The sequence below is a fragment of the Acinetobacter sp. ACNIH2 genome (assembly GCF_002934965.1).
GTDB classification, from domain to species: Bacteria; Pseudomonadota; Gammaproteobacteria; order Pseudomonadales; family Moraxellaceae; genus Acinetobacter; species Acinetobacter tandoii.
Genome location: NZ_CP026412.1, coordinates 468,699 through 494,756, shown reverse-complemented (window position 1 = coordinate 494,756; position 26,058 = coordinate 468,699). Strand labels below are relative to the sequence as shown.

General features: G+C 40.0%; 20 protein-coding genes. 16 read left to right on the top strand and 4 right to left on the bottom strand.

What is annotated here, in order from left to right:
* Window positions 1-143: 143 nt before the first annotated feature.
* From C3F34_RS02290 to C3F34_RS02280, 3 genes are read left to right on the top strand one after another with little or no spacing between them, the layout of a single operon-like run.
* On the top strand, window positions 144-1,100 hold the full coding sequence (locus C3F34_RS02290; protein WP_104441003.1) for a metal-dependent hydrolase: 957 nt from the start codon (window positions 144-146) through the stop codon (window positions 1,098-1,100).
* Window positions 1,101-1,118: 18 nt separating this feature from the next.
* Window positions 1,119-1,964 (top strand): SDR family NAD(P)-dependent oxidoreductase, encoded by an 846-nt coding sequence (locus C3F34_RS02285; RefSeq protein ID WP_104441002.1) that lies wholly within the window; start codon window positions 1,119-1,121, stop codon window positions 1,962-1,964.
* A 16-nt stretch (window positions 1,965-1,980) separates the two neighbouring features.
* On the top strand, window positions 1,981-3,579 hold the full coding sequence (locus C3F34_RS02280) for a flavin-containing monooxygenase (protein WP_104441001.1): 1,599 nt from the start codon (window positions 1,981-1,983) through the stop codon (window positions 3,577-3,579).
* A 73-nt stretch (window positions 3,580-3,652) separates the two neighbouring features.
* Here C3F34_RS02280 and gltA read toward each other — a convergent pair whose 3' ends face one another.
* A complete protein-coding gene (gltA, locus tag C3F34_RS02275) occupies window positions 3,653-4,930 on the bottom strand; it encodes a citrate synthase (protein WP_016165817.1) in 1,278 nt (425 codons plus the stop codon).
* A 996-nt stretch (window positions 4,931-5,926) separates the two neighbouring features.
* Here gltA and sdhC point away from each other — a divergent pair.
* The 13 genes from sdhC (at window position 5,927) to C3F34_RS02210 (ending at window position 22,546) form a co-directional block, all read left to right on the top strand.
* Window positions 5,927-6,325: a succinate dehydrogenase, cytochrome b556 subunit gene (gene sdhC / locus C3F34_RS02270; RefSeq protein ID WP_026441307.1), complete on the top strand. Its 399-nt coding sequence runs from the start codon at window positions 5,927-5,929 to the stop codon at window positions 6,323-6,325.
* The gene (gene sdhD, locus C3F34_RS02265) at window positions 6,325-6,690 is read left to right on the top strand and encodes a succinate dehydrogenase, hydrophobic membrane anchor protein (protein WP_004695554.1); all 366 of its coding nucleotides are present in this window, start codon (window positions 6,325-6,327) and stop codon (window positions 6,688-6,690) included. The genes sdhC and sdhD overlap by 1 nt, the downstream gene beginning before the upstream one ends.
* A 12-nt stretch (window positions 6,691-6,702) precedes the next feature.
* Window positions 6,703-8,601: an FAD-binding protein gene (locus tag C3F34_RS02260; RefSeq protein WP_104441000.1), complete on the top strand. Its 1,899-nt coding sequence runs from the start codon at window positions 6,703-6,705 to the stop codon at window positions 8,599-8,601.
* 14 nt (window positions 8,602-8,615) lie between these two features.
* A complete protein-coding gene (locus tag C3F34_RS02255) occupies window positions 8,616-9,326 on the top strand; it encodes a succinate dehydrogenase iron-sulfur subunit (protein WP_016165820.1) in 711 nt (236 codons plus the stop codon).
* A 745-nt stretch (window positions 9,327-10,071) separates the two neighbouring features.
* Window positions 10,072-12,912, top strand: a complete 2,841-nt coding sequence (locus C3F34_RS02250; protein ID WP_016165821.1) for a 2-oxoglutarate dehydrogenase E1 component — start codon at window positions 10,072-10,074, stop codon at window positions 12,910-12,912.
* A complete protein-coding gene (gene odhB, locus C3F34_RS02245) occupies window positions 12,912-14,129 on the top strand; it encodes a 2-oxoglutarate dehydrogenase complex dihydrolipoyllysine-residue succinyltransferase (RefSeq protein ID WP_044740220.1) in 1,218 nt (405 codons plus the stop codon). Before C3F34_RS02250 ends, odhB begins: the two co-directional genes overlap by 1 nt.
* Window positions 14,130-14,188: 59 nt before the next feature.
* Window positions 14,189-15,622, top strand: coding sequence for a dihydrolipoyl dehydrogenase (lpdA, locus tag C3F34_RS02240; RefSeq protein WP_044740219.1), 1,434 nt, complete (start codon window positions 14,189-14,191; stop codon window positions 15,620-15,622).
* A 174-nt stretch (window positions 15,623-15,796) separates the two neighbouring features.
* Entirely contained in the window at window positions 15,797-16,963 is a 1,167-nt protein-coding gene (gene sucC / locus C3F34_RS02235) for an ADP-forming succinate--CoA ligase subunit beta (RefSeq protein WP_016165824.1), read from the top strand.
* Between the two features lie 11 nt (window positions 16,964-16,974).
* Window positions 16,975-17,865 (top strand): succinate--CoA ligase subunit alpha, encoded by an 891-nt coding sequence (sucD, locus tag C3F34_RS02230; RefSeq protein ID WP_044740217.1) that lies wholly within the window; start codon window positions 16,975-16,977, stop codon window positions 17,863-17,865.
* 130 nt (window positions 17,866-17,995) lie between these two features.
* Window positions 17,996-18,670: a response regulator transcription factor gene (locus C3F34_RS02225; RefSeq protein ID WP_044740216.1), complete on the top strand. Its 675-nt coding sequence runs from the start codon at window positions 17,996-17,998 to the stop codon at window positions 18,668-18,670.
* A 130-nt stretch (window positions 18,671-18,800) separates the two neighbouring features.
* Window positions 18,801-21,101 carry a primary-amine oxidase gene (gene tynA / locus C3F34_RS02220; RefSeq protein ID WP_044740215.1) on the top strand — a complete coding sequence of 767 codons (2,301 nt, stop codon included), beginning with the start codon at window positions 18,801-18,803 and terminating at the stop codon, window positions 21,099-21,101.
* A gap of 70 nt (window positions 21,102-21,171) precedes the next feature.
* On the top strand, window positions 21,172-21,933 hold the full coding sequence (locus C3F34_RS02215) for a TorF family putative porin (protein WP_044740214.1): 762 nt from the start codon (window positions 21,172-21,174) through the stop codon (window positions 21,931-21,933).
* A 250-nt stretch (window positions 21,934-22,183) separates the two neighbouring features.
* Window positions 22,184-22,546, top strand: coding sequence for a hypothetical protein (locus C3F34_RS02210; protein WP_228155324.1), 363 nt, complete (start codon window positions 22,184-22,186; stop codon window positions 22,544-22,546).
* 17 nt (window positions 22,547-22,563) lie between these two features.
* On the opposite strand, the gene C3F34_RS02205 is transcribed toward C3F34_RS02210, so the two are convergent.
* The 3 genes from C3F34_RS02205 to C3F34_RS02195 form a co-directional block, all read right to left on the bottom strand.
* On the bottom strand, window positions 22,564-23,373 hold the full coding sequence (locus C3F34_RS02205) for a VOC family protein (protein ID WP_158654325.1): 810 nt from the start codon (window positions 23,371-23,373) through the stop codon (window positions 22,564-22,566).
* A gap of 143 nt (window positions 23,374-23,516) precedes the next feature.
* Complete coding sequence (locus tag C3F34_RS02200) at window positions 23,517-25,226, bottom strand: flotillin family protein (RefSeq protein WP_016165831.1); 1,710 nt, start codon at window positions 25,224-25,226, stop codon at window positions 23,517-23,519.
* Window positions 25,227-25,250: 24 nt separating this feature from the next.
* Window positions 25,251-25,892 (bottom strand): YqiJ family protein, encoded by a 642-nt coding sequence (locus C3F34_RS02195; RefSeq protein ID WP_016165832.1) that lies wholly within the window; start codon window positions 25,890-25,892, stop codon window positions 25,251-25,253.
* Window positions 25,893-26,058 lie beyond the last annotated feature (166 nt).

Genomic DNA, 26,058 nt, shown 5'->3' with positions numbered 1-26,058 from the left:
AAGGCAGAAATTGCAAATGAAATGACCTGAATTGCTAGTGGCAAGCCGTATAGGCTCACTTAATTTTTTACTGTAGCTACATGCTTTAGCAGTATGCGCAATACCACAAAATTGCACTTACAGTAGAAAAATAAGGAATGATCATGCAATTCATTACACCACTTAAAAATACATTCAATCATGTATTTTCTGGTTCTCGTTTTAATACTTTGAAACAGTCCCCGATGATTCCGATTCGGCATATGCGGTTTGGCTTTGACCCGAAAGAAATTGATCCTAAATTTTATCTCAATGCAGAATTGGCGAGTGCATATTTCGCATCACTTTCCATTTTTCTAACATTTGGAGAGGATTTGGTGATAGATACGGCACGCTATCATCGTGAACTGGTAAAAGATCCACTGCTGAAACAGCGTGTGACGGCTTTGATTGGTCAAGAGGCGATTCATTCTAAAATGCATAATGAGTTAAACGATGCATTTTTAAAAGTGGATTATCCTGTGCAGTTGTTTCGTACGTGGGCGGGTTGGGTATTTGACTATGGATTTAACCGTTTACCACAACCCATGAAACTATCGCTCATGGCAGGTATTGAGCATTTCACTGCTGTATTGGCTGAATACATGATGAAGCATGAGGAAATTTTCTTCCGTTCTCGAGATGAAAAACAGCGTGCCATCTGGATGTGGCATATGCTCGAAGAGTCTGAGCATAAAGACATTGCCTATGATGTATTTCAAACTTTATCCAATAATTATGCATTGCGTATTGCAGGCTTTTTCCCTGCGCTCATCACGATTCTTATTTTAATTTCAGTTGCCTCACTTATGGTGCCATTCTACCGAGAACCGAAGAATTTAATTCGTTGGAGCTACTGGAAGGAACTACCTTACAGTTTTAGCCTAATTTTTGGTCTAAAGGATGGTGTCTATGGCAGTACTATGCAGCATATTTTTGATTATTTACGTCCTGATTTTCATCCCAATGATCATGATACTTCTGCTTATTTAAGCTATTACAAAGAAAAGCTATTAAACCCTGAACACGGCATTTTAACACCTTATTTTACGCGTGAATTTACCCCTAGTTTACGCTCATAACAAAGCGGGAATTTTAAAATGACAATTTTTAATAAAAAAAGTAAACCAAGCAAGCATGCTTACGCCGTGGTAACAGGTGCTGGGAGTGGTATTGGGCGGAGTTTTGCGCTGGAGCTTGCTCGGCGCGGAGGGGTAGTGGTTTGTGCAGATATTGATCTCAATGCTGCTGAAGAAACCGTGTGCTTGATTCAAAAACAATATCAAATAGATGCTTTTGCTGTGCAATGTGATGTGGGGTATGCTGAGCAAGTGAAAGCATTGGCGGAGCACGCTGAGCAATTAATGGGGCATGCAACCACTCTCATTGTTAACAATGCAGGAGTTGGTTTGGGTGGAAAGTTTGATGAAGTCAGCCTAGAAGATTGGCAATGGTGTATGCATGTCAATTTATGGGGAGTGATTCATGGATGCCATTATTTTGTACCACAATTTAAACAGCAAGGCTATGGTGCGATTATTAATGTCGCCTCTGCCGCAGGGTTTACTGCTGCACCCGAAATGACAGCATATAACGTCACCAAATCGAGCGTTTTGGCATTATCTGAAACGCTGTCCGCAGAACTTCGCAGTGCCAATATTCGTGTCAATGTACTTTGCCCAACGCTGGTGCCTACCAACATTATGAAAAATGGCCGTTTACCACAACGTTACTCTGGTTTGGCAGATCATTTGCTGATGAATCATGCTTTTATTAATAGCGATCAAGTCGCAATTAAAACCTTGGATCGGCTAGATGCAAATGAGCTATATACCATTCCACAACCAGATGCCAAGTTATTTTGGTGGTTAAAACGAGCTGCCCCAAGTTTGTATGCGAAGTTACTTGGAATCGGTTATCCGTTATTGCAAAAATATGTGAAATAACAATAAGAGATCCAATATGACAGAAAATATTTTAGCGGAAAACTCAGATCAGAAAGTTGAACTCGTTTTAGAAGAAGGAGCTAAATCTATTGGGGTAGAGGAAAACCCAACTTCCGTGACTCAACAAAAAGCCAAAATACGAACTAAAGCGAAACAGCCACAGCCAACGCGTGTATATGATTGTATTGTGATTGGTGCTGGAATATCGGGTATTGCAGCTGCTTATAAGATGATACAAGCAGGCTATACTGACTTTTTAGTGTTTGAAAAAGCAGATCGCGTCGGTGGAACATGGCGTGACAACACTTATCCAGGCTGTGGTTGTGACGTACCATCTGCCTTATATTCTTTTTCCTTTGCGCCAAGTTATGCTTGGAGTCATCTCTTTGCTAAGCAAACAGAAATTTTGGCTTATCTGGAGCAGGTCACGAAGCAATTCAATTTGAATGACAAAATCAAATTTAAGCATGAGCTTTTGTCTGCCAAATGGAATGAAGCGCAGCAACAATGGGTTTTAGAAACTTCACAGGGGAAATTTTTCTCCAAGACAGTGATTTTCTCTACTGGCCCGATTACAGAACCTTCTGTGCCTCAAGTTAAGGGGATTGAGACCTTTCAGGGTGAAATGTTTCATTCAGCACGTTGGAAACATGACTACGATTTAATAGATAAACGGGTTGCAGTGATTGGCACAGGTGCATCTGCAATCCAGTTTATTCCTCAAATTCAACCTGATGTTAAAGAGTTGATTGTTTTTCAGCGTACTGCGCCGTGGGTATTGCCCAAAGTAGATCTAGTCTTGAATGATGCTGCTAAAGGCATCATTGCAAAATATCCTGTAATTCAACAGTTGTGGCGTGGAGGTGTTGCGCAAATTTTAAATGGGATTAACTTTGGATTGCGTCATCCTCAAATATTAGAACCGATTAATCTGCTGAGCAAACAGCTATTAAAATTACAAATTCAAGATCATACATTACGTAAAAATGTGACACCTAATTTCTCAATTGGTTGTAAACGACTTTTATTTGCCAATAATTATTATCCTGCCTTACAACAAGAAAATGTACAGCTTGTGCCACAGGGTTTGATTGAAATACAAGGGAATAAATTGATTGCTGCGAATGGTGAACAGTACGAGGCCGATGTGATTATCTGGGGGACAGGCTTTGAAGTTTCACACCCGCCTATAGGTAAGCGGGTTTATGATACGAATGAGCAACTCTTGGCTGAGCGTTGGAAAGAAAGCTCTCCAGAGGCATTTTTAGGTGCAAGCTTGGAACATGTACCTAATGCCTTTTTGGTGTTGGGTCCAAATATTCTGGTCTATGATTCATTTATTGGAATTGCTGAAGCGCAACTGGATTACATTATTAGCGGTTTACTGCAAATGCGAGATCAGGGCATTAAGCGGATACAAATTAAGCCTAAAGTACTTCATGAACATAATGTTGCAGTACAAAAGAACTTGCAGAAGACGGTTTTTAACCGTGGTGGTTGTAAATCTTATTATTTAGATAAAAATGGGCGAAATTTTGCTGCATGGCCGTGGTCGTTAAAGCAATTGAAACAACAACTAAAAAAATTGGACTTGGCTGATTATGATATTGCTTGATATTTAGTTTTATTCCACACGAAATAAAAAAACCACCCGAAGGGTGGTTTTTTTAATCATCAATTCTTTTGAATTAACGACCTTGGATGTCACGTTGAACTTCACCAGTGTAAAGCTGACGTGGACGACCAATTTTGTAAGGTCCGCTGTGCATTTCTAACCAGTGGCTGATCCAACCAACAGTACGTGCAAGTGCGAAGATTACAGTAAACATTTCTGTTGGGATACCAATCGCTTTAAGGATGATACCTGAGTAGAAATCTACGTTCGGGTAAAGGTTACGCTTGATGAAGTATTCATCAGATAACGCGATACGCTCAAGTTCCATAGCAAGTTCAAGCTGTGGATCGTTAATACCAAGTGCACCAAGAACTTCGTCACAAGTCTCTTTCATTACTTTAGCGCGTGGGTCAAAGTTCTTATAAACGCGGTGACCGAAGCCCATTAACTTAACTTCTTTAGTCTTCACTTTTTCCATGAAGCCAGCAACGTTTTCTACAGTGCCGATTTCATCAAGCATCTTAAGAACAGCTTCGTTCGCACCACCGTGAGCAGGACCCCAAAGTGCAGAGATACCAGCAGCGATACATGCATACGGGTTAGCACCGGTAGAACCAGCTAAACGAACAGTAGAAGTAGACGCGTTTTGTTCGTGGTCAGCATGAAGCGTGAAGATACGATCCATTGCTTTCGCAAGAATTGGGTTTACTTTGTAATCGCGGTCTGCTGGGGTAGCAAACATCATATGCAAGAAGTTTTCTGCATAGCTTAAGTCATTACGTGGGTAAACAAATGGTTGACCTACAGTGTACTTGTAGCTCCAAGCTGCAAGAGTAGGAACTTTCGCGATTAAGCGAATAGCAGTGATTTCACGGTGGTTAACATCTTCAATGTCTAAACCATTGTGATAGAACGCAGAAAGCGCACCTACTACACCCACCATGATTGCCATAGGGTGAGCGTCACGACGGAAACCATTGAAGAAACGGCTTACTTGGTCGTGAACCATAGTGTGGTTACGTACTTTAGCATCAAATTCAACTTTTTGTTCAGCAGTAGGAAGCTCACCATTTAATAATAGGTAGCAAGTTTCTAAGTAGTCTGCTTTAGTTGCAAGTTGGTCAATTGGGTAACCACGGTGTAAAAGTACACCTTTGTTACCATCAATGAAGGTAATTTTTGATTCGCAAGCTGCTGTAGCCATAAAACCAGGATCAAAAGTAAAGTGACCTGCGGCCAACACATCCTTAACGTCGATTACATCTGGGCCCAATGTGCCGCTGTAAATTGGTAATTCAATTTCTTTGCCATCAAGCTGTAATACGGCTTTTTTGCCAGTTGCTTCAGACATTCAATAGATCTCCTGTCCCGGTGAATGTTTAATCTGACTCGTAATACGAATCTTTTAATGCGCGAATCAGACGGATCAAAAATTTGCTAATTAGATTAGAGAGTACTGAAATTTTGTCAATTATACTTATGGATAAAAACTGACGCCCTCACAGAGGTTTAGTCAAATCCTTCCTTAGAGCAATGAGTAAAATCACAGCACCGCCGCGCTATGATATGTCAAAATATTCTTGAGGTGCAGAAAAAAAATAGTGCTCCATCTGAATTGTAAATATTTATAAAAAATATGAGGAGAGTATTTTTGAACAAATGGTGGGGTCAAACTGAATCGAAATTCATCTAATTTTCATAACTTACATTCATTTTTGTTCATATTTTATTTCATTTTTTAGCTAAATTTGGCATTAAGTTCTAATCCTAAAGTTTGATTCAATTGATCAAAAAATAACTCATTGAATTTTGAATTTTGATTAAAAAATAGGCTTTAGACGTAATTTTTTGCAATTTCTGAGCAATTTAAACCCTTAAAATTTATAAGTAGTTTGTATTTAATTATGGCTAAGTCATTATTTAATCACGTTATATCATAAAATTATTGTTCTAAATAAATAGTGAACATTTTGATAGGAAATGCAAGTCTTTCCATATAAAGGAAAGGATTATCAAATAGAGCAAATATCTTGCTTATCTTTAGTCTAAAGATACAAAAACATCGAATTAGGGTTAGAAAGGTCAGAACTGAGAGGATAAATGATAAAAACCAATAGCATAGCAATGAATTTGAGCTAAATTATTGGTTTTTATAGAATGTTAATTTTGTTAATGATTCTTATTTAAAGGTTTTTTGTTAAAAAACCAGTCTTTGATTGTTTGTATTTTGACTTTTCGCGTTTTATAATTCGGTGTCGTTTTGAGTTTAGGCATTTGCTTGCCTGACAATGCCAGCTTTCCTTCGAATTAATTCCAACAAACTCCGGATGGAGTTTTTACTTACAGGATGCCCGCTGTGAAAAGCAACAGACCTGTCAATTTGTCCATGGGTCAAGTTTTAGAAGTAAACTTAAAATCCCCTGTGGCTATTGCATCAATTTTACACCGTCTATCTGGTGTCATCGTATTTTTACTCGTACCGGTACTTTTATGGATTTTAGACAAATCATTGTCTTCTCCTGAAGGTTTTGCGCAAGTACAAGCTATTTTTAATAGCTTCATCGTGCGTTTTATCGTATGGGTATTTGTAGCCGGCTTAATTTTCCACTTTATTGCGGGTGTTAAGCATTTACTTGCGGATCTAGGTATTGCTGAAGAACTGCAAAGTGGTCGTGTCGCAGCTACTATTTCATTGATCTTGTCTGCAATCGGTATCATTGCGGCATTTGTATGGATTGTTATCTAATGAAAAGTGCTACTGGTTTAACGGGTTCAGGTTCTCGCGATTGGTTTATCCAGCGCGTAAGTGCTGTCGTATTAGCAGTTTATACTGTTGTTGTTTTAGGTTGGATCCTATGCAATGGTGGTTTTAGCTACGAACAGTGGTACGGCTTTATGATGACAGCTCCAATGAAGATCTTATCTTTATTAGCAGTCTTATCTCTTGTTGCACATGCATGGATTGGTATGTGGCAAGTATTCACTGACTATGTGACTACTCGTCAAATGGGGCCTTCGGCTTCAGGTTTACGCCTTGTACTGACTTCAGCAGTAATTATTGCTGTATTTGCATATGCGATCTGGGCAATCCAGATTTTTTGGGCGAATTGATAGGAAGAGATCATGGGCGCTATAACCCCTAAAGAAGATTACACAAATATTCCACACGAAACTTTCGATGCTGTCATCGTTGGTGGTGGTGGTTCTGGTATGCGCGCGTCTTACCAACTTGCTCAAGCTGGTTTAAAAGTTGCGGTTCTGACTAAGGTATTCCCAACACGTTCACATACAGTTGCAGCGCAGGGCGGTATTGGTGCATCTCTTGGTAACATGCAAGAAGATAACTGGCACTACCACTTCTATGACACTGTAAAAGGTTCAGACTGGTTAGGTGACCAAGACGCAATCGAATTCATGACGCGTGAAGCACCACAAGTTGTTTATGAATTAGAACACTTGGGTATGCCATTTGACCGTAATGCAGACGGTACGATTTACCAACGTCCATTCGGTGGTCACTCTGCAAACTATGGTGAAAAAGCCGTTCCACGTGCTTGTGCTGCTGCTGACCGTACAGGTCATGCGCTTCTTCACACGCTTTATCAAAGCAACGTGAAAATGGGTACTCAATTCTTTGTTGAATGGATTGCACTTGACCTTATCCGTAATGAAGCGGGTGATGTACTCGGTGTAACTGCATACGACCAAGAAACAGGTAAAATTGCAGTATTCCAAGCTAAAGCGACATTGTTTGCTACTGGCGGTGCAGGTCGTGTTTACCGTGCATCTACTAACGCATATATCAACACTGGTGACGGTCTTGGTATGGCAGCTCGTGCAGGTATTCCATTACAAGATATGGAATTCTGGCAGTTCCACCCTACAGGTGTTGCGGGCGCAGGTGTATTGTTGACAGAAGGTTGTCGTGGTGAAGGTGCGATCCTTCGTAACGATGCTGGTGAGCCGTTCATGGAACGCTATGCACCAACTTTAAAAGACTTGGCACCACGTGATTTCGTATCACGTTCGATGGACCAAGAAATTAAAGAAGGTCGCGGTTGTGGTCCTAAGAAAGACTACATCTTGCTTGATATGACGCACTTGGGTGCTGAAACAATCATGAAACGTCTTCCATCTGTATTTGAGATTGGTAAGAAATTCGCGAACGTTGACATCACTAAAGAACCAATTCCTGTAGTACCGACAATCCATTACCAAATGGGTGGTATTCCTACAAACATTCATGGTCAAGTTGTAGTGCCAGAAAGCCGTGAAACTTCACCGCTTGAAGCGAACTACAATAAAGAGACTGATGTTTATTCTACCAATGCAGGTGAACGTAACTTCACTAAACCAGTAAAAGGTTTCTATGCAATTGGTGAATGTTCTTGCGTATCTGTACATGGTGCAAACCGTCTAGGTACGAACTCACTGCTTGACTTGGTTGTATTTGGTAAAGCTGCTGGTGAGCACATCATCGACTACGTGACTAAACACCACGGTGATGAATACCAACCACTTCCTACTACAGTACTTGAGCAAACTGTTGCGCGTATCCGTAAATTGGATGAGTCAACTTCAGGTGAAAATGCACAAGAAGTTGCTGATGCCATTCGTGACATCGTACAAGACCATGCTGGTGTATTCCGTACACAAGCGTTGCTTGATAAAGGCGTGAAAGAAATTCTTGCGATTGAATCACGTGTTCGTAACATTCATTTGAAAGACAAATCTAAGGTATTCAACACGGCACGTATTGAAGCTTTAGAAGTTGAAAACTTGTATGAAGTTGCTAAAGCGACCTTGATTTCTGCTGCTGCACGTAAAGAATGCCGTGGTGCACATACAGTTGTAGATTTTGAAGAATCTCCGGATCATCCAGAATACCCATATGGTCGTCGTGATGATGAGTGGATGAAGCACACATTATGGTTCTCTGCTGACAATCGTTTAGAGTACAAACCAGTGCGCTACAAGCCGTTATCTGTCGCTGCTATTCCACCTAAACCACGTACATTCTAATTAGGAGAAGTAAGATGAGTAGAGGTACTCGTACATTTAATATCTACCGCTACGATCCTGATAAGGATGCAGCACCGTACATGCAGACTTTTAAGCTTGAATTGACAGATAAGCACCGTATGTTGCTTGATGCACTTCTTGCATTGAAAGTACAGGATGAATCGCTAACGTTCCGTCGTTCGTGCCGCGAAGGTATTTGTGGTTCTGATGGCGTAAACATCAATGGTAAAAATGGTTTAGCATGTCTTTGGAATCTCAATGATTTGCCAGATGTGATTACTGTTCGTCCGCTTCCAGGTCTTCCTGTTGTGAAAGACTTGGTTGTGGATATGAACCAGTTCTACGATCAGTACAATAAAATCCATCCATTCTTGATTAATAATCAACCTGCGCCACCGAAGGAGCGTTTACAGTCTCCTGAAGAGCGTGAACACTTAGATGGTCTATATGAATGTATTTTGTGTGCATGTTGTTCAACTTCATGCCCATCATTCTGGTGGAACCCAGACAAATTCTTAGGTCCATCTGCATTATTAAATGCGTATCGTTTCATTATCGATTCGCGTGATACAGCGACTCAAGAGCGTTTGGCTCGTCTTGATGACCCATTCTCATTGTTCCGTTGTAAAGGCATCATGAACTGTGTATCAGTATGTCCTAAGGGCTTAAACCCAACTAAAGCAATCGGTCATATCCGGAATATGCTTTTAGATATGGCTGGCTAATCTTTAAAGATTAATGAGACTTAAAAAAAAGCACACTTTCGGGTGTGCTTTTTTATGAAATGCAAAAATAGTTTGTTATGCAGTTTTACACTTCCAGTGAAAGCACATAGACATAATTTGTGCGATTCGTGTAAAACGAAGGGATTATTTATGCTGAAAAGCGGTTGTTGCGTAGAATAAATGCTATTATATAACGTTAGAAAAGGGCAGTTTGTAAGAAGGTGCTCTTTTTTGCTATTTGAAAAACTTAAATAGAACTTTGGTCTAGATTGCATCTTAATTGATGATAAATCACCATAGTTTACAGCATAAAATGTGGAGTGTATTTCGCTGATTTATGGATGGTATGTGTCAAAAAAATCAATTGGTGAAAGTGGAACATGTTACGATTTAATGCATCGTTATATTGAAAAAACCATGGTTAATTATTACCCGTTTTTTGATATAAATTGAGTGCTTACCTATTTTCTAAGTGGTTTTAGAAAAGCTAAATCGAGAATTTATCTTTTCTAAAACGATTTTGCAAAAAATTGCTCGGTTTCGGTCGAGTATATATGGATGAGTGATGATGCCATTGAGGGTGTTGTTGTTCATTTTTCACATCAGGATACTCCTAATGTGGTGATAACGCCCTGAGGCTGATGTCTGCTGGGGACTAATGTCATGTTACCAATTTGACATTATCAATCATGGGGTTGCTTAAAAGGCACCTAAAATATTTTTGCAATAGGAAATGGGTCCACAAATGCAAGAAGTTGCTGACGCTTTGCGTCTTGACACTGAACTTTCCGCTGATAGTGCAGCGTATATTGAAGAACTTTATGAGCAGTATTTGACGTCACCGGAATCAGTTGGTGCTGATTGGCGCGAATACTTCGATAAATTCCCGAAAGGTGATCAACCACACAGCAATGTACGTGAGCAATTCCTCTTATTAGGCCGCAATTCAAGCCGTGTTCAGGCGGTGGTGCAAAGCACAGTTAGTACTGAACATGAGCGTCGTCAAATTGGCGTATTACAACTTATTGCAGCGTATCGTAACCGTGGTCATCAGAAAGCGAAGCTTGATCCTTTAGGTTTGGCAAAACGTGAAATCGTGCCTGATCTTGATCTTGCAGCACATGGCTTAACTCAATCGGATTTAGACACTGTATTTAATACAGGTAATCTGTTGATTGGTAAAGATGAAGCAACTTTAGGTGAAATGGTTCAAGCCATGGAAGCAACGTATTGTGCTTCGATTGGTGCAGAATACATGCACATTGTTGATACCAAAGAAAAACGCTGGATTCAACAACGTCTTGAAGGTGCTCGTGGCCAATTCAATTTTACAGCAGAACAGAAAAAACACGTATTAGAGCGTTTAACTGCTGCTGAAGGTCTTGAAAAATTCCTTGGTAATAAATACGTCGGTGCAAAACGTTTTGGTGTTGAAGGTGGTGAATCTTTCATTCCAATGGTTGATGCTTTGATTCAACGTGCAGGTTCTGTAGGTTGTAAAGAAGTTGTCATTGGTATGCCACACCGTGGTCGTTTAAACCTTTTGGTTAACATCATGGGTAAAAACCCAGCAGACCTATTTGGTGAGTTTGAAGGTAAGAGCTTACATAAAAAAGGTTCTGGTGACGTTAAATACCACCAAGGTTTCTCTTCAAATGTAATGACTCCAGGTGGCGAAGTTCACTTGGCATTGGCATTTAACCCATCACATTTAGAAATCGTTGGACCAGTAGTAGAAGGTTCGGTACGTGCACGTCAAGTTCGTCGTAAAGACATTGGCGGTGATGATGTATTGCCAGTGATTGTTCATGGTGATGCGGCATTTGCTGGACAAGGTGTTAACCAAGAAACCTTCCAAATGTCACAAACACGTGGCTATACAGTAGGTGGTACGGTTCACATTGTTGTGAATAACCAAGTAGGTTTCACTACTTCTGATCCACGTGATGCGCGTTCTACAGAATACTGTACAGACATTGCAAAAATGATCCAAGCACCGATTTTCCATGTGAACGGTGATGATCCTGAATCAGTATTGTTTGTTGCTCAATTGGCACATGACTTCCGTCATACATTCCGTAAAGACGTTGTAATTGACATGTTCTGTTACCGTCGTCGTGGTCATAACGAAGCGGATGAGCCAGCTGCAACTCAGCCAATGATGTACCAAGTCATCAATAAGAAAACGACGACTCGTGCATTGTATGCAGACCAATTGGTTCAGCAAAATGTGTTAGATCGTGCTGCTGCTGACCAAATGGTAGAAGATTACCGTTCTGATCTAGAAGCGGGCAAGCATGTTGCTAACGCATTGGTATTAGAGCCAAATACAAAAATGTTTGTAGATTGGACGCCATACCTAGGCCATGAATACACAGACATTTGGGATACAACTTTCTCTGAAGATCGCTTAAAAGAACTTGGTCGCAAAATGCGTGAGCTTCCTGAAGGCTTCGTAATGCAGCGTCAGGTTGCAAAAGTGATTGATGATCGCCTGAAAATGCAAACTGGTGAAATGCCATTGAACTGGGGTGCTGCTGAAACTTTAGCTTATGCATCACTTTTGGATGAAGGTTTCCTTGTTCGTTTAACAGGTGAAGACGTTGGTCGTGGTACATTCTCACACCGTCATGCGAAGTTGCATAACCAAGTAGATGGTTCAACTTACATCCCACTTTGCCACATCAAAGAAAATCAACCACGTACAGCAATTTATGACTCATTATTGTCAGAAATGGCGGTGTTAGGTTTTGAGTATGGTTATGCAACCACGCTTCCTAAGAGCTTGGTGATTTGGGAAGCGCAATTTGGTGACTTCGCAAACTGTGCACAGGTTGTAATCGATCAGTTTATCGCTTCAGGTGAAACGAAGTGGGAACGTGTTTGTGGTTTAACTTTACTTCTTCCGCATGGTTTTGAAGGTCAAGGTCCAGAGCACTCATCTGCACGTTTAGAACGTTTCTTACAGCTATGTGCTGAAGACAACATGCAAGTGATGACACCGACTACACCTGCACAGATTTTCCATGCTTTACGTCGTCAAGCGATTCGCCCAATTCGTAAGCCAATGATCATCATGTCGCCGAAGTCTTTGCTTCGTCACAAACTTGCAACGTCTACTTTAAGTGAGCTTGCAAACGGCACATTCCAGACAGTGATTGATGAGATCGATAACATCAACAAAGCAGACGTAACCCGTTTGGTACTTTGTGGTGGTAAGGTTTACTACGATTTACTTGAGAAACGTCGTGAGCAAGAGTTAAATAACACTGCAATCATTCGTATTGAACAATTGTATCCATACCCAGAACAACGTATTGCTGAAGTCCTTGCTCAATATCCAAACGTAAAAGAAATTGTTTGGACGCAAGAAGAGCCGAAGAACCAAGGTGCTTGGTTATTTATCGCACCACGTTTATACGATGATGTGATGAAATCAGGTAAACAAGTACGTATCAGTTATGCAGGTCGTGAAGCTTCTGCTGCACCGGCTTGTGGTTCACCATATTTGCATGCAAAACAACAAGCTCAGCTGGTTAATGACGCTTTAGCGATCGTAGCTGAACAATCAGGAGATTCTAAGTAATGGCAACCGAAATTAAAGCACCGGTATTCCCAGAGTCAGTTGCAGACGGTACGATTGCAACTTGGCACAAACAACCAGGTGAGGCAGTATCACGTGATGAAGTGATCTGTGACATTGAAACAGACAAAGTTGTTTTAGAAGTCGTTGCTCCTGCTGACGGTACAATCGTTACAATTATTAAAAATGAAGGCGACACAGTGCTTTCAGCTGAAGTGATTGCTCAGTTTGAAGAAGGTGCGGTTTCTGGTGCTGCTGCAACTGAAGCAGTTCAAGATGAAGCGAAAGTTGAACAAGCTGCTGCAAACACTCAAGCAGGTGCTGCACCAGTTGTTGAACGTGCTCAACAAGTTCAAGATCAAGCTCCTGCTGTTCGTAAAGCATTAACTGAGTCTGGTATTCCTGCTGCTGATGTTGCTGGTACAGGCCGTGGTGGTCGTATCACTAAAGAAGATGTGGCAAATCATCAAACTAAACCTGCAGCGCCAGCTGCTGCACCTTTAAGCGTTGCAGTAGGTGAGCGTATTGAAAAACGTGTTCCAATGACACGTCTTCGTAAGCGTGTTGCTGAACGTTTACTTGCAGCGACTCAAGAAACTGCAATGTTAACGACGTTCAACGAAGTGAACATGAAGCCAATCATGGAAATGCGTGCACAATACAAAGATGCATTTGAAAAGCGTCATGGTGCACGTCTTGGCTTTATGTCTTTCTTTGTTAAAGCGGCAACTGAAGCGCTTAAACGCTATCCAGCGGTTAATGCATCAATTGATGGCGACGACATTGTTTACCATGGTTATTATGACATCGGTGTAGCCGTATCTTCTGACCGTGGTTTAGTTGTACCAGTGCTTCGTGATACAGACCGTATGAACTATGCTGAAGTTGAAAACGGTATCCGTGACTACGCTTACAAAGCGCGTGATGGTAAATTAGGTATCGAAGACATGACTGGCGGTACGTTCACCATTACTAACGGTGGTACTTTCGGTTCATTGCTTTCTACGCCAATTTTGAACACACCACAAACTGCAATTTTGGGTATGCACAAAATCCAAGAGCGTCCTATGGCAGTGAATGGTCAAGTAGAAATCTTGCCAATGATGTATTTAGCGCTTTCTTATGACCACCGTTTAATCGATGGTAAAGAAGCAGTAGGTTTCCTTGTAACAATTAAAGAATTGTTAGAAGAACCAGCTAAATTGATCCTTGACCTTTAATTCTAAAGAATAAAACATGGGCTTAGAGTGATCCTCTAAGCCCATTTTTGGAGATAAAAATGTCTCAACAATTTGATCTTGTTGTAATTGGCGGTGGCCCAGGTGGTTACGAAGCAGCAATTCGTGCAGCACAGCTTGGTTTTAAAGTTGCTTGTATCGAAAAACGTATTCACAAAGGCAAGCCATCTTTAGGTGGTACTTGCTTAAATGTGGGTTGTATTCCTTCTAAAGCTTTACTTGATTCTTCTCACCGCTACGAAGATACAGTTCATCATTTAGATGATCACGGTATTACAACAGGTGAAGTGAAGTTTGACTTGGCTAAAATGCTTGATCGCAAGGATAAAATCGTAAACCAATTAACTATGGGTGTCGACGGCCTTCTTAAAGGTAATGGTATCGAATGGTTAAAAGGGACTGGTAAATTACTTGCTGGTAAAAAAGTTGAGTTTGTTTCTCATGAAGGTGAAACTCAAATTTTAGAGCCAAAATATGTGATTCTTGCATCTGGTTCTGTGCCTGTAAATATTCCTGTAGCTCCTGTTGATCAAGACATTATTGTTGATTCAACTGGTGCTTTAGAATTCCAAGAAGTTCCTAAGCGTTTAGGTGTTATTGGTGCGGGTGTAATTGGTTTAGAACTTGGTTCAGTATGGCGTCGTCTAGGTGCTGAAGTTGTTGTATTTGAAGCAATGGATGCATTCTTACCAATGGCTGATAAAGCATTGGCTAAAGACTACCAAAAAGTATTGACTAAACAAGGTTTAGACATTCGCGTAGGCGCTAAAGTTGCAGGCACTGAAGTTAACGGTCGTGAAGTGACAGTTAAGTACACGCAAGGTGGCGAAGACAAGACTCAAACTTTCGATAAATTAATCGTTTGTGTTGGTCGTCGTGCTTATGCAGAAGGTTTATTGGCTGATGATTCAGGTATTAAACTCACTGAACGTGGTTTAGTTGAAGTGAACGATTGGTGTGCAACTTCTGTTGAAGGTGTATATGCGATTGGTGACTTGGTACGTGGTCCAATGCTTGCACATAAAGCAATGGAAGAAGGCGTAATGGCTGTTGAACGAATTCACGGTCATGCTGCACAAGTCAACTATGACACAATCATTTCTGTAATCTATACACACCCAGAAGCGGCGTGGGTAGGTTTAACAGAAGAGCAAGCGAAAGAAAAAGGCCATGAAGTTAAAACTGGTCAATTCGGTTTCGCTGCAAATGGTCGTGCAATGGCTGCTGGTGAAAATGCAGGTTTCGTGAAGTTCGTTGCGGATGCAAAAACTGACCGTTTATTGGGTATGCACGTAATTGGACCTGCTGCGTCTGATATCGTACACCAAGGGATGATCGCACTTGAGTTTGTATCTTCTGTTGAAGATCTACAGTTGATGACTTTTGGTCACCCAACATTCTCTGAAGTTGTTCATGAAGCTGCATTGGCTGTCGATGGCCGAGCAATTCACGCAATTCAGCGTAAACGTAAATAAGACAAGAAAAGAGCGGTTTTAACCGCTCTTTTTTTTGATTAAAGGTTGTTTTTACCAGAACAATCTACTACAAATAAGAAAGAAAAAATGTAATAAGGACTAATACCAAATAAGACGTGAGTCTAGGAATTAGTCGGTCCATAACAAAGCAAAGAAGTAGTAAAAGGTTAGTCAATGAATCTACATGAGTATCAAGCCAAAGCGTTATTAAAAAAATATGGTATGCCTGTTCAAGAAGGTGTATTGGCAACTAATGCTGAAGAAGCAGTGAAAGCCTTTGAGCAGCTTGGCGGAAAATTCGCAGTCATGAAAGCGCAGGTGCACGCTGGTGGTCGAGGTAAGGCTGGTGGCGTTAAAGTCGTCAAATCCAGCATTGAAGCGGCAGATTACGCAAACCATATCATCGGTACTCGTTTAGTTACTTATCAAACTGATGCCAATGGTCAGCCTGTGAATAGTGTTTTGGTTTGTGAAGATGTCTATCCAGTAGAACGTGAGTTATATCTTGGAGCAGTCGTCGATCGTTCAAGTCGACGTGTAACTTTTATGGCATCGACCGAAGGTGGCGTTGAAATTGAGAAAGTTGCAGAAGAAACTCCAGAAAAAATTATCAAAGTAGAAGTAGATCCTTTGGTGGGTTTACAGCCTTTCCAAGCACGTGAAGTCGCATTTGCTTTGAAATTAAAAGATGCTCAGATTGCACAATTTGTCAAAATTATGACGGCTGCATATCAGGCATTTATTGAAAATGATTTTGCTTTATTCGAGATTAATCCATTATCTGTTCGTGAAAATGGTGAAATTTTATGTGTTGATGCCAAAGTTGGTATTGATTCGAATGCCTTATATCGTTTGCCAGAAGTTTCTGCACTTCGTGACAAGTCACAAGAAAATGAACGTGAGCTAAAAGCATCGGAATTTGATCTGAACTACGTTGCACTTGAAGGCAATATTGGATGTATGGTCAATGGTGCAGGTTTGGCAATGGCTACTATGGACATCATTAAACTTTATGGTGGGCAACCTGCAAACTTTTTAGATGTTGGTGGTGGTGCAACCAAAGAACGCGTCATTGAAGCATTCAAATTGATTTTGGCAGATACTTCTGTACAGGGTGTTTTAATTAATATTTTTGGTGGTATTGTTCGTTGTGACATGATTGCGGAAGCCATTATTGCTGCAGTGCAGGAAGTACATGTGAGTGTTCCTGTCGTGGTTCGTTTAGAAGGCAACAATGCAGAATTGGGTGCAAAAATTCTAGATGAATCAGGTTTGAAATTAACTTCTGCAAACGGCTTGGCTGATGCAGCAGAAAAAATTGTTGCAGCAGTAAAAGCATAAGGAGTGCCATCATGAGCGTATTAATTAATAAAAACACAAAAGTATTGGTACAAGGCTTCACAGGTAAGAATGGTACGTTTCATTCTGCACAAGCTCTCGATTATGGAACCAAAGTCGTGGGTGGTGTGACCCCAGGTAAAGGTGGAACCACACATTTAGATTTGCCTGTATTTAACACCATGAAAGATGCTGTGCGTGAAACACAAGCTGATGCATCTGTGATTTATGTGCCAGCGCCTTATGTCCTTGACTCAATCATTGAAGCGGTAGATTCAGGTGTTGGACTGATTGTAGTAATTACCGAAGGTGTCCCTACGCTGGATATGTTAAAAGCCAAGCGTTATTTAGAAACCAATGGCAATGGTACGCGTCTAGTCGGTCCAAACTGTCCTGGTGTGATCACGCCAGGCGAATGTAAGATTGGAATTATGCCGGGTCATATTCATCAACCGGGTCGTATCGGAATTATTTCACGTTCAGGAACCCTGACTTACGAGGCTGTTGCTCAGACCACTAAACTTGGCCTTGGGCAATCAACCTGTATTGGTATTGGAGGAGATCCAATTCCGGGTATGAACCAAATTGATGCATTAAAACTGTTCCAAGATGATCCAGATACTGATGCGATTATCATGATTGGTGAAATTGGGGGAACGGCTGAAGAAGAAGCAGCTGAATATATTCAGTCTAATGTTTCTAAACCTGTAGTAGGTTATATTGCAGGGGTAACAGCACCAAAAGGTAAGCGCATGGGTCATGCAGGTGCAATTATTTCAGGTGGTAAGGGAACAGCCGAAGAAAAATTCGCTGCTTTTGAACGTGCTGGAATGGCGTATACACGCAGTCCTGCAGAGTTGGGTGCAACCATGTTACAGGTATTGAAAGACAAAGGTTTAGCTTAATTTTTAAGATTTATTAAGTAAAAAAAGCGTGTGTTACTTAGGTAACATGCGCTTTTTTACGTTTATCGCATTCTATTTGGTATATAAATTGCTCTAAGCAAGTATTCATTCAAAATAGTGTTTTGATACCATGCAAGCGGTAAATTGGAATCAGTTCAGCGAAGAGTTCACCCGTAATATCCAAAAAGTGCTGCCATTTGACGGATTGGTTGCGTTTAATATCGATTCGGAAACAACAGCGAGTCAATATTCATTTAAAGGCATATCTCGTCAAGCAGTCGATGAATACTTGGGAGGTATGCAATGTTTTGACCCTGTACATTTTCGTTTTGCATACCATCAAACAGATATGAAGTTTAGTGTATTACAAGCCGTGGCTTCTAATAATGAGTATGATGACTTTAGAAAAAAATGGAATGTAAAAGATACGATTGAACTTTTTTTTAGGCAGAATGGGGTTCCTATTCGTGGCATGAGTTTGGTTCGGTCTTCAGCCTATATGGAGTTTTCTGATCAAGAGTTAAAAATGGTTGAATCATTTTATGATTTGACCGCTTGTTGTTTTAATCAAATTTATGACGTTTCTAGTCATCAGGTTAGCCTATTTAATGAAGGTTTAACTGAGTCACTAACGCGACAAGAATCTAAAATATTAGGCTTGTTATGTAAAGGTCTAAATAATCAGGCACTTGCCAATGAAATGCATTGTGGAATATCAACTATTAAGACCCATCTACAGCATATCTATCAAAAAACACAGGTCAGAAGCCGTCAGGAATTGATGAGCCGAGTACTGTCTGGCTGACATTCATAATAAATATAAGATCGATCTATCTTCAATTTTAAAAATCATCCTTTGGGATGATTTTTTTGCATAGGGAACAGCGTAATTTTTCAGCATAGAAAAACAGTTTGTAAGGCTAAGGAAATCCGAGATGAAAACATTACATTCACAAATGCTGAAAAAATATCTTAAACAAATATCAAATGTTGTTGGTGTAATGGCAATTGGTGCATGTGCAAATCAAGCGATGGCACATGGTGAAGCAGCGAAAATGTTACCGTTACAACAAGCCATGCAATCGGTTGGTGCAACGGTACAGCAAGACCAATATGCCAATATCTATACCATCAGCAAAAATTCGACCTTAGTCCGAGCAAAACCAAATTCAACCACCATTATGGTGAATGGAAAGCCTTTAAAAATTTCGGCACCCATTATTGTAAAAGACGGTCAAGCCATGGCATCGGAAACATTGGTAAATGAGATTTTCCAATCTGGCCTTGATCAAACCTTTCAAGTTGAAACCGTAAAGCACCCGTTAAATACCTTAACGACAGAAGAAATCCAGTCAGTGACGAAGATCATTCAGGCAGATCAACGTGCACCGAAAGCATTACGTTTCAGCCGTATTCGTTTACAAGAACCTGAAAAAAATGCAGTTTGGAACAGTGTGCTGAATCATACTGAATATAAAGGTCCACGCTTAGCCGAGTTTAGCTTATTACAAAGCGATAATATTATTGAAGGTGTGGTTGATCTGAACACACAACAAGTAAAGGCTTGGAAGGTCTTACCTGCAACGCATGGAATGGTGTTGTTGGATGACTTTATGATGGTACAAGAGGTTATTCAGAAGAGTCCAGAGTATAAAGCTGCGTTAGCAAAACGTGGCATTACAGATGTCACTAAAGTCGTGGGTACACCACTGACTGTAGGATACTTTGGTGGTGAAGATGGTTTAAATAAAGAACTTAGCTTACTGAAAATTGTCAGCTATCTTGATGTAGGTGATGGAAACTATTGGGCACATCCTATTGAGAATTTGGTTGCTGTCGTCGATTTAGACAAAAAGAAAATTGTCAAAATTGAAGAGGGCAGTTTAGTGCCTGTACCCATGACACCACGTCCTTATGATGGTCGTGATAAAAAAGCAGAAACACGTAAGCCTCTGAATATTGTAGAACCTGAGGGTAAAAACTACAGCATCACGGGTCAGTATATTCATTGGGGCAACTGGTGCTTCCATGTCGGGCTTGATTCTCGTGTAGGTTTACAAGTTGGCACAGTCACTTTTAAAGATAAGGGCGTAAAACGTAAAGTCATGTACCAAGGCAATCTTGGGGGAATGGTTGTGCCTTATGGTGATCCAGATATGGGTTGGTACTTCAAGTCTTATCTCGACTCTGGTGAATATGGAATGGGTACGTTGACCTCATCTATTGAGCGGGGTAAGGATGTTCCTGAGAATGCTGTACTGCTTGATGCAGTGATTGCTGATTACGAAGGTAAACCAATGACGATTCCAAATGCAATTGCTGTATTTGAACGTTATGCGGGACCCGAGTTTAAACATCAAGAAATGGGACAAAGCAATGTAAGTGCCGAGCGCCGTGAGCTTGTGGTACGCTGGATTAGTACAGTTGGTAACTATGACTACATGTTTGATTGGGTCTTCTCAGACAATGGCACCATAGGGATTAATGCGGGTGCTACAGGTATTGAAGCGGTTAAAGGGGTAAAAGCATCAACTATGCATGATGCAACAGCCAAAGAAGATACCCGTTACGGAACTTTGATTGATCATAATATTGTGGGAACAACCCATCAGCATATTTATAACTTCCGTTTAGACTTAGATGTCGATGGTGAGAGCAATACACTGACCCACATGAACCCTGTTGTAAATGTGAATAAAAAAGGTGTGCGTAAAAGCACGATGGAAATCGAAAAACATGTGGTGAGTAATGAACAAGAAGCAGCAGAGAAATTTAATCCATCAACCATTCGTTTAATCAGTAACTATTCGAAAGAGAACAAAGTTGGCAATCCCGTTTCTTATCAACTGATTCCATTTGCTGGTGGCACGCACCCAATTGCCAAAGGCGCAAACTTTAGTCCAGATGAATGGTTATTCAAACGTTTAAACTTTATGGATAAGCAAATTTGGGTCACTAAATACAATCCGACTGAACTCTATCCAGAGGGTGCGTATCCAAACCGTTCTGACAAAGATACAGGCTTGGGGCAATTTGTTAAAAATAATGACAACATTGATAACAAAGACTTGGTCGTGTGGTTAACCACGGGTACAACGCATGTTGCTCGAGCAGAAGAATGGCCAATCATGCCAACGGAGTGGGTGAATGTACTGCTTAAACCATGGAACTTCTTCGATGAAACACCAACTTTGAATCTAAACACACCAAAAGATACGACAACACATTCACATTAATGCTGCGACAGCAATAAAACATGCCATATCAACACTTTGATATGGCAAATCTTAAAATTTGGGGAAATTTATGTTAAAAAAATATGCTCAGCAACTTTTAGCTGTATCACTTGTGATGACATCTGTTTCAGCATTTGCAGAAGAAACAACGACATCTGAATCTACACCTGCAATTACAGTTGCAGGTTCTATGGCAATGCTGACGGATTATCGCTTCCGCGGTGTGTCGATGTCGAACCGAGACCCATCAGTTCAAGGTGCTTTGAGTTTTTCACACAAATCAGGCGCATATTTAAGCTTATGGGCATCGAGTGCGGATGTAGGGGCAGGTGGAAATGTCGAAGCTGACTTTTTTGTCGGCTATATTTTACCCATCACAGAGAAATCTTTTTTAGATATTAACTATGCTGATGTGAATTATCCAGGCACGATCAAAGAATATCACACCGATTTTAGTGAGTTTGGTGTGAACTACAACCATAGTGATTTAATGACAGGCGGGGACTATTTCACAGCAGGTGTATTTTATTCACCTGAATTTGCCTTTAAATCAGGTACAGAAATCTATTTGAATACAAGTTATAAGTTCCCAGTGTATAAAAATATTAAACTTGTTTCGAGCTTGGGCTATACCAAGCTGGAAGATAATGAACAGTTTACTAAAGCATTTGGTGGTGATGGTCAGCAAGATGATTATTTTGACTATAAAATTGGTCTGGGTGCAGAAGTTTTGGGGTTAAATTCAGAGTTAGTATGGATTGACAATAATATTGATAGTGATGCCAATATTATGAAAGGAAGTGTCGTATTCTCTTTGACCAAACAGTTCTAATCTAGCAAATGATTATTTTCAAGTGATAAAAGGCTTCATGTTGATGAAGCCTTTTTTTAAAAGAAAGGAGTTCTATTTACTGAAAAATCAGAGGTATAGTTTAATTTAGTACTGTATATGATGCTGTTTAACTGTGCTATATTTATGCATAAAATTCTATTTTCACGTCACAGTATTGCAGATGTTAAGATATGTTTATGTGTTCTTTTTCCGAATATTCGCTTTGATTTTTTTATTGATGAATGCTGCTATGGCTGAAAATGAAGATGTCTACATGGATGAATTTATTGGTGATGAAATTTTTTATTATTATCAGCATCTTGCAGAGAAAAATAATGAAGAAAAAAATGATTACAGCTTAGCAAATAATGACTTTTATGAAAATGAGTATATTCGTGTATTTAATTATACCGCATATAATTCTGATAATTTCACCAATAAACTTGGGACAGGTGAGTTCAATAGCTCAGATTTAGATGCCTTAAGAATATCATTTGGTTATGGTATTGAAATTAAATTAAATAAGCGAAATAAAATTGGCTATGAGTATTTGTCAAATTTTCCCTATGATCGAGGGCAGTTAATTAGATTCTTTTGGGTACAGTTATTCTAAAATGCACGAATATTTTTTTATTCATTTTTTGAAATAAGTAAATCTTCGATAATAATTTTTTTCATACGTGTCAGCGTTGAATAGGCTTTGGGATGACTCGCTAAGATTTGTGCAAGGTTTTTTGGAATGACCTGCCAACTAATACCAAAAACATCTTTGCACCAGCCACACCAACTTTCCGAACCATGTTCTGTAAAATAATTCCAGTAATAATCAATTTCTTGCTGTGTTTTACACGGAATCACAAAAGAAACGGATTCATTAAAATCAAAAATATGCTTATGGGGGCTATCTTTTGCTATAAATTTCAGGTGGTTCAAGCTAAAAATGCTATTTTGTATTTTTCCTTCCAAGTCACCAGAAGGGTAGCGAAGCAATTGATGGCGCTGAAATTCTGGAAAAATCTTCTGATAGTATTGTAGGGCTTGCGAACACTGGTTCTGATGCATACCACAAAATAATAAATTGGGAAGAATGTGTTGTTGTGTTTTACCGCCGTTACCTAGTTGTAATTGCCAGGTATAGCCAAATTGATCTTGAACCCAACCATAATAAGCGTTCCAAGAATAATGACCGAGATCAATAATGCTTGCACCGCCGAGAATAAGTTTTTGCCATAGCGCGTTAATTTCTTCGCGACTATCGCAAATCACTGTAAAAGAGATGGCTGGATTAGGTAAGAAATAGGGACCACCATTTATCCCAATAAAGCATTGATTGGACAAAGATGCCTTTACGACTGTCTGATTATGTTCAAGGACTATGCTGTTTGGAAAAACTGAGCAATAGAATTCAAATGCTTCTAACGCTTGATTATCAAACCACAAAGCAGGATAGATCGTAAGATGCATGCATGGTCCTTGTGTTTAGGTCCTATAAGGTTGAATTTTAACTGAGTATGACGTGGCAATATGTAATATTTTGATGAAAAAAGCGCAACTTAAGTTGCGCTTAATTTTATAAATGGAATTTATACTTTGCTTTGCGGTTTCAGTTGTTGGGTCAAACCATTGATATCACCACCATGCAGTCCAAGTTCACTCATAAGGCTATCGATTAATGGAGCTTGTGAACGATAGCGTAAAGCACTATTCACGACTTGATCGGACAGTGAAGCAGTTGAATGTTCAGGAGTCGATTCATGACCATGAGGATGTGCAACACTTCCTAAACCATTGACCTGTAAAATTTTAATATCATCAATACCTTCCATTGGTTTAACACTTTCGCGAATAATTTCAGGTAGATATTTCAGTAAAGCCAGTCGAATTTGCATTTCAACTTGCTCAGACGATAATGTGTTATTTGCCTCATGCACGGCACGAGTACCTTCAGCATCAACCTGATATTGTTTTTCCATAGCTTGTGCCAGTAAAACTTTGGCATCTGCTTCACCTTTGGCATGTAGGCGGGCTTTTTCAGCTTCCGCTTCAGCAGCAATTCGAATTGCTTCCGCTTCGTCCACCGCTGCTTTTTTACCAGCTTCGGCAGCAACAGTAATGGCAATCGCATCTTTTTCAGCAGCTTGTTTTGCTGCAACCAATTCAACCGCTTTTTCACGTTCAGCACGTTGCGTTTCACGGACGGTGAGAACTTCTTCTTCTGCTTTAACTGCCTGAGCACGAGCTTGGTCTGCTTGAGCTTTGGCTTCTGATTCTGCACGAGACTTTTCAGCAATCGCAATTGCGCGATCTTGCTCTGCCAATTCAATGGTTTTCTTTTGCTCGACCTGAGCTTTTTGAATAAGTTGAGCTTTCAAAATATTTTCATTTTCTACATCGCGGGCAGAAGCGATACGCTTTAATTCAACTTCACGTTCAGCTGCAATTTGTGCTTCTTCTGCATCACGTTTTTTAGCTGCTTCTTGTGCTGCAATTTCAGCAAGCTGTTCTGCTCGACGGACTGAAATTTCACGTTCTTGTTGTAATTTGGCGTACTCTTCTTCACGTAAAATTTGTAAACGTGCTTGCTCAGCTTCTAAGTTTTTAGTTTTAATTGCAAGATCTGCATCTTGTTCAATTACATTGCGTTTTTTACGACGGTCTTCAATGGTTTCTGTAAGTTTGGTTAAACCTTCTGCATCGAACGCATTTTGCGGGTTAAAGTATTTAAAACTGGTCTGATCTAAACCAGTTAAAGAGACTGTTTCAAGCTCTAAACCATTCTTGAATAAATCTTCTGATACGACTTGTTGAACTTTTTGTACAAAATCTACACGCTTTTCATGTAGCTCTTCCATCGCCATTTCAGCAGCGACTGCGCGTAAAGAGTCAACAAATTTACCTTCAACCAAATTTTTAAGTTCATTGGGTGACATGGTTTTCCGACCAAGGGTTTGAGCTGCTGTTGCAATCGATTCAGCAGTCGGTTTTACCCGCACATAAAACTCTGCCATCACATCTACACGCATACGATCACGTGTAATGAGGGCTTGTTCTTCTGCACGAACTACTTCAAGTCGAAGAGTATTCATATTTACTGGAATAATTTCATGCAATACAGGCAGAACGATGGCACCACCATTCAAGATGACCTTCTCGCCACCAAATCCTGTACGGACAAATGAAATTTCTTTACTTGAACGTTGATATAAACGGGCGACTATAAAGCCAATAACAATAATTGCGACAAAAATAATGCCTGCAATTAGTAACAAATTGATAAGATTTGAATTTAGCATCATATACTCAAAATTTAAGTGTTGTTAAGTTTCAGAACGTATGGCTTGAAAGCCAATTTTTGTTTTTTGGGTCAGAACTACTTGTTGACCTTGTTTAAAAGCATCTTCTTGTTCTGGTTCGACCAGAATATAATGAATTTGTCCAAATTGATCTTTGACTTTGGCTTGAGCAGGGGAATGAGGCTTAGCAATACCAATCACAATGACCGCTGTACGCCCCACCAATTCTTCACTAAATATTGCTGTAGTCTCATCTTGCGGTAAAATTCTTGAGGTAACTTTTGCGGTGAAACGTACCAATGGCATACACAAAAAGAAACTTGCAGGTGCTAAAAGCCAAGCACTCCAATAGGCTCCTGTAAATAAGTGAGCAATTGTTTGTAGTAGTAGCCCAAATAAACCAAAAATCGTGAGAAAGATAATAAACCAGATTAATAAAGGCACACGCCCCAGATATAACCAGTCCAATACCTGTAATAACCAACTGGCTTCAGTATCTATATCGACTTCAGGTGAAGTGAGATCAGCAGGTAAAAGTTGGTCAAGAATACCTTGAGTACCTCCACCCAGTAACAATAACGTTAGCTCAAAAAAGGCAAAGAGAAAGAGAAGGCATATTGAAATGCTAAAAATGAGATTTGACGGGTGCGTCACAAGTTCCCACATGATCGAATTCTCTTTTTTTTAATGATATTTATAACAAATAAAATACAAATTTATTCTTTAATATATAAGATAGCATCGAAATGAGAATAAGTCTAAAAAACTTTAGGCAAAAAAATACGCAATGATTGGGGTGACCATTGCGTAGAACAACGAATCTGTTTGCACA

What these genes read in the sequence shown, in the direction of transcription:
- C3F34_RS02290 (WP_104441003.1), top strand. Translation starts at nt 144, where the DNA reads ATGCAATTCATTACACCACTTAAAAATACATTCAATCATGTATTTTCT.
- C3F34_RS02285 (WP_104441002.1), top strand. Translation starts at nt 1,119, where the DNA reads ATGACAATTTTTAATAAAAAAAGTAAACCAAGCAAGCATGCTTACGCC.
- C3F34_RS02280 (WP_104441001.1), top strand. Translation starts at nt 1,981, where the DNA reads ATGACAGAAAATATTTTAGCGGAAAACTCAGATCAGAAAGTTGAACTC.
- gltA (WP_016165817.1), bottom strand. Translation starts at nt 4,930, where the DNA reads ATGTCTGAAGCAACTGGCAAAAAAGCCGTATTACAGCTTGATGGCAAA.
- sdhC (WP_026441307.1), top strand. Translation starts at nt 5,927, where the DNA reads ATGCCCGCTGTGAAAAGCAACAGACCTGTCAATTTGTCCATGGGTCAA.
- sdhD (WP_004695554.1), top strand. Translation starts at nt 6,325, where the DNA reads ATGAAAAGTGCTACTGGTTTAACGGGTTCAGGTTCTCGCGATTGGTTT.
- C3F34_RS02260 (WP_104441000.1), top strand. Translation starts at nt 6,703, where the DNA reads ATGGGCGCTATAACCCCTAAAGAAGATTACACAAATATTCCACACGAA.
- C3F34_RS02255 (WP_016165820.1), top strand. Translation starts at nt 8,616, where the DNA reads ATGAGTAGAGGTACTCGTACATTTAATATCTACCGCTACGATCCTGAT.
- C3F34_RS02250 (WP_016165821.1), top strand. Translation starts at nt 10,072, where the DNA reads ATGCAAGAAGTTGCTGACGCTTTGCGTCTTGACACTGAACTTTCCGCT.
- odhB (WP_044740220.1), top strand. Translation starts at nt 12,912, where the DNA reads ATGGCAACCGAAATTAAAGCACCGGTATTCCCAGAGTCAGTTGCAGAC.
- lpdA (WP_044740219.1), top strand. Translation starts at nt 14,189, where the DNA reads ATGTCTCAACAATTTGATCTTGTTGTAATTGGCGGTGGCCCAGGTGGT.
- sucC (WP_016165824.1), top strand. Translation starts at nt 15,797, where the DNA reads ATGAATCTACATGAGTATCAAGCCAAAGCGTTATTAAAAAAATATGGT.
- sucD (WP_044740217.1), top strand. Translation starts at nt 16,975, where the DNA reads ATGAGCGTATTAATTAATAAAAACACAAAAGTATTGGTACAAGGCTTC.
- C3F34_RS02225 (WP_044740216.1), top strand. Translation starts at nt 17,996, where the DNA reads ATGCAAGCGGTAAATTGGAATCAGTTCAGCGAAGAGTTCACCCGTAAT.
- tynA (WP_044740215.1), top strand. Translation starts at nt 18,801, where the DNA reads ATGAAAACATTACATTCACAAATGCTGAAAAAATATCTTAAACAAATA.
- C3F34_RS02215 (WP_044740214.1), top strand. Translation starts at nt 21,172, where the DNA reads ATGTTAAAAAAATATGCTCAGCAACTTTTAGCTGTATCACTTGTGATG.
- C3F34_RS02210 (WP_228155324.1), top strand. Translation starts at nt 22,184, where the DNA reads ATGGCTGAAAATGAAGATGTCTACATGGATGAATTTATTGGTGATGAA.
- C3F34_RS02200 (WP_016165831.1), bottom strand. Translation starts at nt 25,226, where the DNA reads ATGCTAAATTCAAATCTTATCAATTTGTTACTAATTGCAGGCATTATT.
- C3F34_RS02195 (WP_016165832.1), bottom strand. Translation starts at nt 25,892, where the DNA reads ATGTGGGAACTTGTGACGCACCCGTCAAATCTCATTTTTAGCATTTCA.